The 13,010-nt window shown below is 68.4% G+C and carries 15 protein-coding genes; 10 read left to right on the top strand and 5 right to left on the bottom strand.

Annotation, left to right across the window (positions count from 1 at the left end; all coding sequences use genetic code 11):
- Nucleotides 1-12 precede the first annotated feature (12 nt).
- On the top strand, nucleotides 13-1,023 hold the full coding sequence (locus tag QTI45_RS13065; protein WP_286368444.1) for an inorganic phosphate transporter: 1,011 nt from the start codon (nucleotides 13-15) through the stop codon (nucleotides 1,021-1,023).
- 1 nt (nucleotide 1,024) lies between these two features.
- Here the strand turns inward: QTI45_RS13065 and QTI45_RS13060 are convergent, their stop codons facing one another.
- Entirely contained in the window at nucleotides 1,025-1,471 is a 447-nt protein-coding gene (locus tag QTI45_RS13060) for a TM2 domain-containing protein (RefSeq protein ID WP_286368445.1), read from the bottom strand.
- Nucleotides 1,468-1,989, bottom strand: a complete 522-nt coding sequence (locus QTI45_RS13055) for a GNAT family N-acetyltransferase (protein ID WP_286368446.1) — start codon at nucleotides 1,987-1,989, stop codon at nucleotides 1,468-1,470. Before QTI45_RS13055 ends, QTI45_RS13060 begins: the two co-directional genes overlap by 4 nt.
- 164 nt (nucleotides 1,990-2,153) lie before the next feature.
- On the opposite strand from QTI45_RS13055, the gene rpsP reads away from it, so the two are divergent.
- The 7 genes from rpsP (at nucleotide 2,154) to hisC (ending at nucleotide 7,335) form a co-directional block, all read left to right on the top strand.
- Nucleotides 2,154-2,417, top strand: coding sequence for a 30S ribosomal protein S16 (gene rpsP, locus QTI45_RS13050; RefSeq protein ID WP_028248676.1), 264 nt, complete (start codon nucleotides 2,154-2,156; stop codon nucleotides 2,415-2,417).
- Nucleotides 2,418-2,432: 15 nt separating this feature from the next.
- Complete coding sequence (rimM, locus tag QTI45_RS13045; protein WP_286368447.1) at nucleotides 2,433-2,987, top strand: ribosome maturation factor RimM; 555 nt, start codon at nucleotides 2,433-2,435, stop codon at nucleotides 2,985-2,987.
- Nucleotides 2,988-3,022: 35 nt separating this feature from the next.
- Nucleotides 3,023-3,769, top strand: a complete 747-nt coding sequence (trmD, locus tag QTI45_RS13040) for a tRNA (guanosine(37)-N1)-methyltransferase TrmD (protein WP_286654669.1) — start codon at nucleotides 3,023-3,025, stop codon at nucleotides 3,767-3,769.
- Nucleotides 3,770-3,915: 146 nt separating this feature from the next.
- The gene (gene rplS / locus QTI45_RS13035; RefSeq protein WP_286368449.1) at nucleotides 3,916-4,299 is read left to right on the top strand and encodes a 50S ribosomal protein L19; all 384 of its coding nucleotides are present in this window, start codon (nucleotides 3,916-3,918) and stop codon (nucleotides 4,297-4,299) included.
- Nucleotides 4,300-4,465: 166 nt separating this feature from the next.
- Nucleotides 4,466-5,182 (top strand): CoA pyrophosphatase, encoded by a 717-nt coding sequence (locus tag QTI45_RS13030; protein WP_286654728.1) that lies wholly within the window; start codon nucleotides 4,466-4,468, stop codon nucleotides 5,180-5,182.
- 75 nt (nucleotides 5,183-5,257) lie between these two features.
- Complete coding sequence (locus tag QTI45_RS13025; RefSeq protein WP_286368450.1) at nucleotides 5,258-6,259, top strand: CobD/CbiB family protein; 1,002 nt, start codon at nucleotides 5,258-5,260, stop codon at nucleotides 6,257-6,259.
- Nucleotides 6,256-7,335, top strand: a complete 1,080-nt coding sequence (hisC, locus tag QTI45_RS13020) for a histidinol-phosphate transaminase (protein ID WP_286654668.1) — start codon at nucleotides 6,256-6,258, stop codon at nucleotides 7,333-7,335. The genes QTI45_RS13025 and hisC overlap by 4 nt, the downstream gene beginning before the upstream one ends.
- A gap of 97 nt (nucleotides 7,336-7,432) precedes the next feature.
- Here hisC and rsgA read toward each other — a convergent pair whose 3' ends face one another.
- Genes rsgA through QTI45_RS13005 form a run of 3 tightly spaced genes read right to left on the bottom strand, consistent with a single transcriptional unit; the run spans nucleotide 7,433 to nucleotide 10,021 of the window.
- Nucleotides 7,433-8,374, bottom strand: a complete 942-nt coding sequence (rsgA, locus tag QTI45_RS13015) for a ribosome small subunit-dependent GTPase A (protein ID WP_286654667.1) — start codon at nucleotides 8,372-8,374, stop codon at nucleotides 7,433-7,435.
- Between the two features lie 21 nt (nucleotides 8,375-8,395).
- Complete coding sequence (locus QTI45_RS13010; protein WP_286368453.1) at nucleotides 8,396-8,731, bottom strand: 4a-hydroxytetrahydrobiopterin dehydratase; 336 nt, start codon at nucleotides 8,729-8,731, stop codon at nucleotides 8,396-8,398.
- Between the two features lie 18 nt (nucleotides 8,732-8,749).
- On the bottom strand, nucleotides 8,750-10,021 hold the full coding sequence (locus tag QTI45_RS13005; RefSeq protein WP_286654666.1) for a M48 family metallopeptidase: 1,272 nt from the start codon (nucleotides 10,019-10,021) through the stop codon (nucleotides 8,750-8,752).
- Nucleotides 10,022-10,139: 118 nt separating this feature from the next.
- Here QTI45_RS13005 and orn point away from each other — a divergent pair, with 118 nt between their 5' ends.
- Both orn and QTI45_RS12995 read left to right on the top strand, forming a co-directional pair.
- Complete coding sequence (gene orn / locus QTI45_RS13000; protein ID WP_286368455.1) at nucleotides 10,140-10,727, top strand: oligoribonuclease; 588 nt, start codon at nucleotides 10,140-10,142, stop codon at nucleotides 10,725-10,727.
- Between the two features lie 231 nt (nucleotides 10,728-10,958).
- Nucleotides 10,959-12,857: a DEAD/DEAH box helicase gene (locus tag QTI45_RS12995; RefSeq protein ID WP_286654665.1), complete on the top strand. Its 1,899-nt coding sequence runs from the start codon at nucleotides 10,959-10,961 to the stop codon at nucleotides 12,855-12,857.
- Nucleotides 12,858-13,010: the final 153 nt, after the last annotated feature.

The following is a 13,010-nucleotide window of genomic DNA, read 5'->3' as shown; positions in this document are numbered from 1 at the left end:
TCGGATTTTCGAATGGCAACGGTTCAGGTCGCCCTCTGGGTGGTGGTGGGATTGGTCGTACTGGCCATCGCCTTCGATTTCATGAATGGCTTCCACGACGCGGCGAACTCGATCGCCACGGTCGTGTCGACCGGCGTGCTGAAGCCCGGCCAGGCCGTGGTGTTCGCGGCCTTCTTCAACCTGATCGCGATCTTCGTCTTCCACCTGAGCGTGGCGGCGACCATCGGCAAGGGCATCGTGCAGCCGGGCATCGTCGACGTGCACGTGGTGTTCGGGGCGCTGATCGGTGCGATCAGCTGGAATCTCGTCACCTGGTACTACGGCATCCCGAGCAGTTCGTCGCATGCGCTGATCGGCGGCATCGTCGGCGCCGTGATCGCCAAGGCCGGCTCGGGCGCGCTGGTCGCCGCCGGCATCTGGAAGACGGTGGCCTTCATCTTCGTCTCGCCGCTGCTCGGCTTCCTGCTCGGCTCGTTCATGATGATCCTGGTGGCCTGGGTGTTCCGGCGCGCGACGCCGTCGCGCGTGGACCGGTGGTTCCGAACGCTGCAGCTGGTCTCGGCCGGCGCCTACAGCCTGGGCCATGGCGGCAACGACGCGCAGAAGACCATCGGCATCATCTGGATGCTGCTGATCGCGACCGGCTATGCGGCGGCCGATGCCTCGTCGCCGCCGACCTGGACCATCGTGAGCTGCTATGCGGCGATCGCGCTCGGCACCATGTTCGGCGGCTGGCGCATCGTCAAGACCATGGGCCAGAAGATCACCAAGCTGAAGCCCGTGGGCGGCTTCTGCGCCGAGACCGGCGGCGCGCTGACGCTGTTCCTGGCGACTGCGCTCGGCATCCCGGTGTCGACCACCCATACCATCACCGGCGCGATCGTGGGCGTCGGATCGGTGCAGCGCGCCAGCGCGGTGCGCTGGGGCGTGGCCGGCAACATCGTCTGGGCCTGGGTGCTGACGATCCCGGCCTCGGCCTTCGTGGCGGCGCTGGCCTATTGGATCGGGCTGCAGATCTTCTGAGCTACTGGGAGATCTTCCGGCCGGCTTCGATCTCGTGTTCGAAGAAGCGCTGGAAGCTGAAGGCGATGCTGGCCATCAGGATCGTGCTGCCGAAGAACAGCGCCAGCACCACCGCGCCGATCGTGAGCCAGCCGGTGTTGCCGGCCGCGCTGTCGCCCGGACGGCCGGCGTTGTAGCGCGCGTTCCACTTCTCCGGCGTCATCAGCCCGTAGACGATCGCGGTGAGGGCGCAGCCCGCGATGGTGAAGCCCAGCATCGGGATCAGCACCCAGCTCAGGCCGTCGTCGCCGCCGTACATCCGCACCCGTTCGATGCCGTAGAGGCCGAGCGCGGTCGGGATCGGCAGCAGCCAGCCGAGCAGGCTTCCGATGCCGCGCAGGTAGAAGCAATGCAGCCCCAGCGGGCCGCCCAGGAAGGCCAGCCACGCGGCCAGGGTCTTGTTCTTCATTCGGGACGGGTGGTGCTGCCTTCGCCGAGCACTTTCTCCATGAGCACGACGTCGCGCCATTCGCCGAACTTCCAGCCGCAGTCCTTCAGCACGCCGACATGGCTGAAGCCCTGGGTGCGATGCACGCCGATCGAGCCGGCGTTGGCCGAGTCGCCGATGACGGCGATCAGCTTGCGCACGCCCACCGCTTCGGCGGCCTGCGACAACGCCGCCAGCAGCTGGGCGCCCAGGCCCTGGCCGCGGGCGCTGTCGGCCAGGTAGATCGAATCCTCGGCCGAGAAGCGGTAGGCGGGGCGGGGCTTGAACCAGTTGCAATAGGCGAAGCCGAGCAGTTCGCCGTCGCGCTCGGCCACCAGGTAGGGCAGGTTCTTGGCGAGGACGTCGGCCCGTCGGGCGGCCATGTCGGCAGCGGTCGGCGCCTCGGTCTCGAAGGTGCCGGTGCCGTGCAGCACGTGGTGGGCGTAGATGGCGGTGATGGCGTCGATATCTTCGTCGCGGCTGGGGCGAATCTGGGTCATTCGGGGTGCTCGGCAAAGGCCGGAATTGGAGAAACGGGAGAGCGGGCTATAATCGTGGGCTTTTCAGCGTGCGCTGGCCGGGTGGCCATGTCGCGTGTCTCGACGCTGGAAGAACACTGTGGGCAGGCCTTCTGGGGTTTGCTGCACCACCCCAAGGATAAATCATGGTCGTCATTCGACTCTCCCGCGGCGGTTCCAAAGGCCGTCCGTTCTTCAACATCGTCGTGTCGGACAAGCGCGTTCGCCGCGATGGCCGTTTCATCGAGCGCCTGGGTTTCTACAACCCGACCGCCAAGGAAAACGAGGAAAGCATCCGCATCGCCCAGGACCGCCTGACCTACTGGAAGAGCGTCGGCGCCCAAGCCTCGCCCACGGTCACCCGCCTGATCAAGCAAGCGGCTGCCGCCGCTCCCAAGGCTGCGGCCTAAGCTGTAGCCGAGGCGATGCTGCCCTCACTCGAAGCCGCCGAATTGCCGGCGGATGCGATCGAAGTCGGGCGCATCGCCGATGCCTGGGGCATCAAGGGCTGGTTCAAGGTCCTGCCCCACAGCGCCGAGCCCGAGGCGCTTTTTTCTTCCAAGCGTTGGCTGCTCCAGCCCCCGGGCTCAGCGGGCGGCCGTGCGTTCCGGCTCGCGATCCGCGAGGCCAAGGAACATTCCGACTGCATCGTCGCCTCGTCCGAGGACGTGCCCGACCGCAACGCGGCCGAGGCGCTGCGCGGTGCGCGCGTGTTCGTGCCGCGCTCGAGCTTTCCGACCGCCGGCGATGACGAGTACTACTGGGTCGACCTGATCGGCCTCGCGGTGGTCAACCGCGAAGGCGTGGCGCTCGGCAATGTGCGCGAGCTGCTGGCCTCGGGCCCGCAGACCACGCTGGTGCTCGATGCGATCGAAGACGGCAAGCCGGTCGAGCGCATGGTGCCCTTCGTCGCGGTCTTCGTCGACAAGGTCGATCTGGCCGGCCGGCTGATCACGGTCGACTGGCAGCCCGACTACTGAGCGGACGGCTTCCGCCCGCAGCCCGATCGGCGCCCATGCGCTTCGACGTCATCACCCTGTTTCCCGAACTGTTCGCGCCCTTCCTCGCAAGCGGCGTGACGCGCCGCGCCTACGAGTCGAAGCAGGTCGAGGTGGTGCTGTGGAATCCGCGCGACTACGCCGAGGGCAACTACAGGCGCGTGGACGACCGGCCTTTCGGCGGCGGCCCCGGCATGGTCATGATGGCCGAGCCGCTGTCGGCCTGTCTCGATGCGGCGCTGGCGGCCCGGGGTGCGCCGGCGCCGGTGCTGCTGTTTTCGCCGATCGGGGAGCCGCTGCGCCACGAGGCGGTCGAGCAGTGGGCGGCCGGTGAGGGCGCCGTGCTGGTCTGCGGCCGCTACGAGGGCATCGACCAGCGCTTCATCGAGGCCCGCGTCACGCACCAGTTGAGCCTGGGCGACTTCGTGCTCTCGGGCGGCGAGATTCCGGCGATGGCGCTGCTGGACGCGGTGGCGCGCCTGCAGCCCGGCGTGCTCGGCGACGAAGCCAGCCATATCCAGGACAGCTTCAATCCGGCCCTCGACGGCCTGCTCGACTGCCCGCACTACACGCGGCCCGAGCAGTGGCGCGGCGAGGGCGTGCCGGCGCCTCTGATGTCCGGCCACCATCTGCAGATCGAACGCTGGCGCCGCGACCAGCGGCTCGCGATCACCCGCGACAGGCGGCCCGATCTGATCGACGCGGCCAGGCTTGCCGGCCGGCTCAGCGCGATCGACGAGAAGTCGCTCAAAAAAAAGCTATAATCTTTGGCTCCCCGATCCTCTGGCCGGCCGCGCCGGGTTGAACAAGCAGTGACCTAGGGGGTCACTAAGCAGTGACCCAAGGGTCACCAAGCTACGACCCAACGGCGCCTTTTGTGTAGCGCGGACAAGATCGAATCCAGGAAAAAATGAACCTCATCCAGACTCTCGAGCAGGAAGAAATCGCCCGGCTCAACAAGCAGATTCCCGATTTCATGCCCGGTGACACGGTCATCGTCAGCGTGAACGTCGTCGAAGGCACGCGCAAGCGTCTGCAAGCCTACGAAGGCGTCGTGATCGCCAAGCGCAACCGCGGCCTCAACAGCGGCTTCATCGTGCGCAAGATCTCCAGCGGCGAAGGCGTGGAACGTACCTTCCAGACCTACAGCCCGCTGATCGCCAAGATCGAAGTCAAGCGCCGCGGCGACGTCCGCCGCGCCAAGCTGTACTACCTGCGCGAGCGCAGCGGCCGTTCGGCACGCATCAAGGAAAAGCTGCCGGGCAAGGCCCCGTCCGCAGCGGCTGCACAATAAGCAGCGCGCCCTTGCCGTGCAGAAAGCCGCCACTTCAGGCGGCTTTTTGCATTGGTGCCGCACGACGGCGCCATGTTCGTGAATTTGTTGGATGTCCCGCGCCGCGCGCCCGGGCTTTTTGCGTTTTACTCGTCGAGTTACTTCATTGACCACTCCACCGCCGGCCATGCGCGCCTCTCCCGTCGAAGTCATCAATGCCGTGCTGCCGCCGGCCTTGCAGTCCTTCGACCCGCGGAAGGTGCCCGTGGTCGCCGTCGACAGCGGCCTGCCGCCGGTCGACCCGGCGCGCCTGCGCATCGACGCGCTGCGCGAGCGTTTCTCGGCGCCGCCGGCCTGGACGCCCGAACTGCGGCGTGAGCCGCGCATGACCGACCGGGCGCCGGCGCAGGCGGCGGTGCTGGTGCCGATCGTGATGCGCGACGAGCCGACGGTGCTGCTGACCGAGCGCAGTTCGCACCTCAAGAACCATTCGGGGCAGGTGGCCTTCCCAGGCGGGCGGGTCGACCCCGAGGACGCCAACATCGCCGCCGCCGCGCTGCGCGAGGCCTGGGAAGAAGTCGGCCTGTCGGCGGAGTACATCGAGATCCTCGGCAGCCTGCCGACCTACACCACGGTCACCTCCTTCATCGTGACGCCGGTGGTGGCGCTGGTGCGGCCGGGCTTCGCGCTGAGCCTCAATCCCTACGAGGTCGAAGAGGCCTTCGAGGTGCCTTTCTCCTTCCTCATGAACCCCGCCAACCACCGCCGCCATGCGCTGGTCGGCGACGACGAGCAGGCGCGCCAGTGGCTCTCGATGCCCTACCAGGATGGGCCGAACGAACGCTACGTGTGGGGCGCGACGGCGGGCATGCTCAGAAATCTCTATCGTTTCCTGAGTGCCTGAGATCGGGCCGGTCACGGCGCCGGCCGGCCGGATCGGCGTTCCGAGTCGACCCGGACCAGTCGCTATCATCGAGAAATGAGCTTCTTTGCGATCCTCTGCGCGCTGCTGATCGAGCAGGTGCGTCCGCTGGCGTACCACAACCCCGTCTACGGCGGCGTGCTGGCGTGGACGCGCTGGACCAGCCGCAACTTCGACGCCGGCAAGCCGCACCACGGCTGGGTCGCGTGGAGCCTCGCGGTGGGCGTGCCCACGCTGCTGGCCCTGGCGGTGCATTGGGCGCTGATCCTCACGCTGGGCCTGCCTTTCGCGGTGCTCTGGAGCATCGCGCTGCTCTACGTCACGCTGGGCTTTCGCCAGTTCAGCCACCACTTCACGGGCATCCGCGATGCGCTCGACGAAGGCGACGAGCCGCTCGCGCGCTCGCTGCTCGCGCACTGGCAGCAGGTCGACGCCGCCGACCTGCCGCGCAGCGAGATCGTGCGCCACGTGATCGAGCATTCGGTGATCGCGGCTCATCGGCACGTGTTCGGCGTGCTGGCCTGGTTCTCGATCCTCGCGGCCATCGGCCTCGGGCCGGCCGGGGCGGTGTTCTATCGCATGAGCGAGTTCGTGTCGCGCTACTGGGCCCACAAGAACGGCGCCTCGATGCAGCCGTCCAGCATCTGGGTGCAGCAGGCCGCGGCGAAGGCCTGGGGGCTGATCGACTGGCTGCCGGCGCGCATCACGGCGCTGGGCTTCGCGGTGGTCGGCAGCTTCGAGGAAGCGATCGATTGCTGGCGCAACGACGCCCGCCGCTTTCCCAACGTCAACGACGGCGTGATCCTCGCGGCCACTTCCGGCGCGGTCAACGTCAGCCTCGGCGGCGGCACCTTGAGTGCGGTGCCGGTCAACGATCCGCTGTCGCGGGCCCAGGCCGGCGATTCGTTCGCCGGCGGCCCCGCGCCCGACGGCGGCAGCACCCCGGGCCGCGAGCCCGAGCCCGGCCACCTGCGCAGCGTGGTCGGCCTGGTCTGGCGCTCGGTCGTGATGTGGATGGTGCTGCTGGCGCTGCTGACACTGGCCCGGCTGCTCGGATGACGCCGGCCTTCTGGAGCCCCCGCATCGCCGCGCTCGAGCCCTATGTGCCGGGCGAGCAGCCGCGCATCGCGAATCTGGTCAAGCTCAACACCAACGAGAACCCGTATCCACCATCGCCGCGGGCGATCGATGCGATCCAGGGCGCGGCCGAGGACGGGCTCGAGCGCTACCCGGACCCCGAGTCGACCGTGCTGCGCGCGGCGATCGCGGCGCGCCATGGGCTCGACAGCCGCCAGGTGTTCGCCGGCAATGGCTCCGACGAAGTGCTGGCCCATGCCTTCTTCGCTTTCTTCCAGCAGGACGCGCCGCTGCTGCTGCCCGACATCACCTACAGCTTCTACCGCGTCTATGCGCAGCTCTACGGCATCGCCTGCGAGCTGCAGCCGGTCGACGACGCGCTGCGCATCGATGCCGGTGCCCTCGCGCGGCGGGCCGCGGCCGGCTGCGGCGGCATCGTGATCGCCAATCCGAACGCGCCGACCGGCATCGGCCTCCCGCTGGCGCAGATCGAGCAACTGCTCGTGGCCTGCCCGGAGCGGGTCGTGCTGGTCGACGAGGCCTATGTCGACTTCGGCGGCCAGAGCGCCATGCCGCTGATTGCCCGCCATCCGAACCTGCTGGTGGTGCAGACGCTGTCGAAGTCGCGCTCGCTGGCCGGCTTGCGGGTCGGCTTCGCCTGCGGCCAGGCGCCGCTGATCGACGGCCTGCAGCGGGTCAAGAACAGCTTCAACTCCTATCCGCTCGATCGGCTCGCGAGTGCCGGCGCCGTCGCCGCGCTCGAGGACCAGGCCTGGTTCGAGAAGACCCGGGATGCGGTCGTCGACACCCGCGAAGGGCTTGCGCTGCAGCTCGAGGACCTGGGCTTCGAGGTGCTGCCTTCGCAGGCCAACTTCCTGTTCGTGCGCCATCCGGGCCACGATGCGGCCGCGCTGGCGGCGGCGCTGCGCTCGCGGGCCGTGCTGGTGCGCCACTTCGCGCAGCCGCGCATCGCGCAGTACCTGCGCATCAGCGTCGGCACGCGCGAGCAGTGCGGGGCGCTGGTCGAGGCGCTCGGAGAGATCCTGGACGCACACTGAGCCGGGCGCAGCAGTGAGGCCGGCGCCGGGCCGCCCCAAGGCGGCCTGCGGCCCCCTCGGGGGGCAGCGACCCACACGCAGTGGGGGAGCGTGGGGGTCAGTACCTGCTTTGGCTGAGCTCGGCGAACAGTTCGCCGTAGATGCGGTAGCGCGAGGCGCTGATCGCGCCTTCGTGCGTGGGCGACTCGACCTGCGCGATGACGCCGCAGCCCGGCTCGTGCAGGTGCGTGCAGTTGTAGAACTTGCAGTCGGTCGCCTGCGCTGCGACATCCGGCATCAGGTGCGCGAGCTGCATCGGCTCGATATGGTGCAGTCCGAATTCCTGGAAGCCCGGCGAGTCGATCAGCGCGGTCGTGCGTGCCGGGTCGACCCAGTACCAGGTGGTGCTGGTGGTGGTGTGCTTGCCCGAATTCAGGGCCTGCGAGATCTCGCCGGTGAGGGCGCGGGCGCCGGGCACCAGCAGGTTGATCAGCGTGCTCTTGCCGGCGCCTGAAGGGCCCAGCACCAGCGTGACCTTGCCGGCGAGCAGCTCGGTCAGTTCGGCCGGGCCGCTGCCGCCGTCGGCCTTGAGCGACATCGGCAGCACGCGATAGCCCATGCGGCGGTAGGGCGCGAGCCGCTTCCAGGCGCGCTCGAAGGGCACGGCCAGGTCGCTCTTGTTGAGCGCGATCACCGGCGTGATGCGCTCGGCCCCGGCGGCGATCAGCGCGCGCGTCAGCTGGGTCTCGGAGAACTCGGGCTCGGCCGCGATCAGGATCAGCACCTGGTCGAGATTGGCCGCGAAGGACTTGGTGCGGATCTCGTCCCGGCGATAGAACAGGTTCTTGCGCGGCAGCACGCGCTCGATCGTGCCCTCGTCCTCGCTGGCCTGCCATTGCACGCGGTCGCCGACCAGGGCCTGGCTCTTCTTGCCGCGCGGATGGCAGATCAGGCGTTCGCCTTCGGGTGTCTCGACCAGGCAGTGGCGGCCATGGCTGGCGACCACCAGCCCCTCGCGCAGGGCAGCGCCGGCACTGCCGCCGCGCTGTTGCTTAGCCAAGGCGGCAGTCCATCGGGCGGCTCAGGAGAGCAGCGCGTCGGCCTGCGCCGCGCACTCGAAATCGGTGGCCGAGATGCCGCCGACGTCGTGCGTGTTGAAACGCACCACGCAGCGGTTGTAGTGCACCGAGAGATCGGGATGGTGGTCCTGCCGATGCGCCACCAGCGCCAGCGCGTTGACGAAGGCGATGGTCTCGAAGTAGTTGGCGAAGCCGAAGCTCTTCTCGATCGCGACGTCCTTGCCGTCGCCCGTGAGCTTCCAGCCCTCGAGGCGGGCCAGCCCGGCCACGATCTCGGTGGCGCTGCACGCCCGGCGGGCCTCGTTCTTCCAGTCCTTGATTTTCAGCATGCTGCTCATGGTCGGCTTTCTTTCAGGTCAGGCCGCGGCCATGCGGGCGAGGCGCTCGGAGGCCGGCGGGTGCGAATAGTAGAACTTCACGAAGAGCGGATCGGGCGTCAAGGTCGAGGCATTGTCCTGGTAGAGCTTGAGCAAGGCGGCCGAGAGGTCGGCGCCGCTGGTCTGCGCGACCGCATAGGCATCGGCCTCGAACTCGTGCTTGCGCGAGACCCGCACCGGCAGCGGCGCGACGAAGAAGCCGAACACCGGCAGCGCCAGCATGAAGAGCAGGATCGCCAGCGCGTCGTTGGGTGCCGCGAGGTTGGGCTGCACGCCCAGGCCGGTGTAGAACCAGGTGCGCGCCGACAGCCAGCCCAGCAGCGCGAAGCCGGCCAGGCTCAGCGCGAACATCGCGACCATGCGCTTCATCACGTGCTTGTGGCGGAAGTGGCCCAGTTCGTGCGCGAGCACGGCCTCGACCTCGCCGGCGGTCAGCTGGCGCAGCAGCGTGTCGTAGAAGACCACGCGCTTGCTGGCGCCGAAACCCGTGAAGTAGGCGTTGGCATGCGCGCTGCGGGTGCTGCCGTCCATCACGAACAGGCCCTTGGCGGCGAAGCCGCAGCGCTGCATCAGCGCATTGACGCGCTCCTTGAGCGCGAGGTCGTCGAGCGGCTTGAACTTGTTGAAGATCGGCGCGATGAAGGTCGGATAGACCAGCATCAGCAGCAGGTTGAAGCCCATCCAGGCACCCCAGGCCCAGAGCCACCAGAGCTCGCCGGCGGCCCCCATGAGCCAGAGGATCAGCGCCGCGATCGGCAGGCCGATCAGGGCGCCGAGCAGCAGGCCCTTGACGGCGTCGGCCAGCCACAGCCGCCAGGTCATCTTGTTGAAACCGAAGCGCTCCTCGAGCCTGAAGGTCTGCCACAGCGTGAAGGGCAGCTCGGCCAGGCCGCCGATCAGGGCGAAGGCGGCCAGCAGCGCGAGCTGCTGCCACATGCCGCCGCCCAGGGCGTCGAGCAGCAGGCGGTTGAGCAGGTCGAGCCCGCCGAACAGGGTCCAGGCCAGCAGCACGGCGGTGCCCCAGGCCAGCTCGAGCAGGCCGAAACGGGTCTTGGCGACGGTGTAGTCGGCGGCTTTCTGGTGCGCGCTCAAGGTGATGGCGCCGCGGAACGGCGCCGGCACGGCCCCGCGGTGCCGCGCCACGTGGCGCACCTGGCGGCTGGCGAGCCAGAACTTGATGAGCAGGCCCGCGACCAGCGCCAGCGCGAAGGCCATCGTGAGGAGGAGGGAGGCGGTCAGGGGGCTGGACATGGCGGCAGAGTTTAGCCCCCGCCTTCGCGGAGCCTGGCGCCCGCCGTCCGGTCGGCCTGCTGTCATCAGGGGCGTCCGGCGCCGGAGCCGGGTGCGAGCCATCGACGACAATCGCCCGATGCCCGAAACCACAGCACCGACCGCGCCCGCCACGCTCAAGAAGAGCGATCAGAACCTCGTCTGGCTCGACTGCGAGATGAGCGGCCTGGACCCCGAGAAAGAGCGCCTGCTGGAAATCGCGGTGGTCGTCACCGGACCCGACCTGACGCCCCGCATCGAGGGGCCGGTGCTGGTCATCCACCAGAGCGACGAGGTGCTCGACGCCATGGATGCCTGGAACAAGGGCACCCACGGCCGCAGCGGGCTGATCGACAAGGTCAAGGCCTCGACCATCGACGAGGCGGCCGCCGAGAAGGAGCTGATGCACTTCATCTCGCGCTACATCCCCAAGAGCGGCTCGCCGATGTGCGGCAACACGATCGGCCAGGACCGCCGCTTCCTGGTCAAGTACATGCCCAAGCTGGAAGCCTATTTCCACTACCGGAACCTGGACGTGAGCACGCTCAAGGAGCTCGCCAAGCGCTGGAAGCCGGCCGCCTACAACGGCTTCAAGAAGCAGCAGGCCCATACGGCGCTGGCCGATGTCCACGAGTCGATCGAGGAACTCGCACACTACCGCGACACCTTCCTTAAACTTCAGGATTGAAGATTAGGTAAAAACCCGGATTCATGCGATAATTCGAGGCTTCGCTGAACAGCCTTCAGCGTTTTCTTGCATCTCCCTATCTTGCACATCGCGCCCGAGTCACGTTGAGTGACTGAATCACGGGCCGCAGCCCCGACGAGAGTCGACGGCTGAACGTCGTTGGATGGTTGATGTTTTTCACCACCCGACGGGGCGCCGCCTACGGCAGCGCTCGCGTTTGAGATTGAATAAATGACCGACGCTTTTGAAGCGCAGGGCGAGTTCGCGCCTGTGCAATCCGATGATTTCGCTGTTTCCCCCGTGGTCAGCGAGTCGCTTTCCGTTGCCGCCGAAGTGCCCGAGCTCGAGGCGCTCGACGCGGTCGAGACCGTTGCCGAGCCGAAGCTGCCGAACGGCTTCATCAAGCTGGGCCTGGCGCCCGAGCTGATCGCCGCGGTCGAGGACCTGGGCTTCACCCAGCCGACCACCGTGCAGGAGCAGGTGATCCCGCGCGCCATGACCGCCAGCGGCGGTGCCGACGGCGCGACCCGCTTCGTCGACCTGATGGTGTCCAGCCAGACCGGCAGCGGCAAGACCGCGGCCTTCCTGCTGCCCGTGCTGCACACCCTGCTGCAGCGCCAGGCCGAAGCCGAAGCCGCCAGCAAGGCCGAGTTCCAGCGCCTGGCCGCCGAAGCCGCTGCCCGCGGCGAAGCGCCGCCCAAGAAGCCCAAGCGCAAGGACCCGACCAACTCGCGCCATTTCAAGGCCGCCACGCCCGGCGCCCTGATCCTGTGCCCGACGCGCGAGCTCGCCCAGCAGGTGGCGCACGACGCCATCGACCTGGTCAAGCATTGCCGCGGCCTGCGCATCGCCAACGTGGTGGGCGGCATGCCCTACCAGCTGCAGATCGCCAAGCTGCAGAACGCCGACCTCGTGGTCGCCACGCCGGGCCGCCTGCTCGACCTGCAGCGCTCGATGCAGATCAAGCTCGACCAGGTCAAGTTCCTGGTGGTCGACGAAGCCGACCGCATGCTCGACCTCGGCTTCTCGGACGACCTGGCCGAAGTCAACCAGCTGACGATCGAACGCCAGCAGACCATGATGTTCAGCGCCACCTTCGCGCCGCGCATCCAGCAGCTGGCCCAGCGCGTGATGCGCGAGCCGCAGCGCGTCACCATCGACAGCCCGCAGGAGAAGCACGCCAACATCAAGCAGAGCCTGTTCTGGGCCGACAACATGCAGCACAAGCGCAAGCTGCTCGACCACTGGCTGCGCGACACGACCATCAACCAGGCGATCGTGTTTGCCAGCACGCAAGTCGAATGCGACGGCCTGGCCAACGACCTGCAGCAGGACGGCTTCAGCGCCGTGGCGCTGCACGGTGCCCTGAGCCAGGGTCTGCGCAACCGCCGCCTGATGGCGCTGCGTCAGGGCCAGGTGCAGATCCTGGTGGCGACCGACGTGGCCGCGCGCGGCATCGACGTGCCGACCATCACGCACGTCTTCAACTACGGCCTGCCGATGAAGGCCGAGGACTACACCCACCGCATCGGCCGCACCGGCCGTGCCGGCCGCGACGGTCTGGCGATCACCTTCGCCGAGCAGCGCGACCGCCGCCGGATCTTCGACATCGAGGGCTACACCCGCCAGCAGTTCAAGTCCGAGGTCATCCCCGGCCTCGAGCCGCAGCAGCGTGCGCCGCAATCGCGCCCGCAAGGCGACTTCGGCGGCCGTGGCCGCGACAGCCGTGACAACCATTCGCGCGATCGCAAGTTCGGTGGCGGCGGTGGCCATCGCGGCGGCAACGCCGGTGGTTTCGGCGGCGGCAGCAACTACGCTGGTGCCAGCGGTTTCAACGACCGCAATGCACGCGGCCCGGGCGCCGGTGCGCCGCGCGGCTTCCAGAACGCGGGCAACGCCGGCTTCGGCGGCGGCCGCGATGAAGGCGGCGGCGGCTATGGCCGCAAGCCGGGCTGGGGCGACAGCGCGCCGCGCGGCGGTTTCGACAATGCCCCGCGCGGCGGCGGCTTCGGCGGCGGTGCCGGTCGTGGCGACGGCTTCGCCCCGCGCGGCCATGCCGGCGGTGGCGGCGGCAAGGTCTTCGTGCCGCGCGACGCCCAGAAGCCGCGTGGCTTCAAGCCGACGCGCTGAGGACTGAGGAGCGGCTCCCGCAGCCGCTCGCTCTGCCGGACAAGGCCCGCATTCGTGCGGGCTTTGTCGTTTGTGCGGAGAGGCCCGGCGCGCGATTTGCAGCCGCCCTTGCTGGATCGTTGAAGATGTTTGCACGATCCTCCGGCGGCAAGG

Source organism: Variovorax saccharolyticus, assembly GCF_030316765.1.
Taxonomy (GTDB): Bacteria; Pseudomonadota; Gammaproteobacteria; order Burkholderiales; family Burkholderiaceae_C; genus Variovorax; species Variovorax saccharolyticus.
Note: the sequence above shows the minus strand (reverse complement) of the source record. Positions and strands in the feature narration are given on the sequence as shown.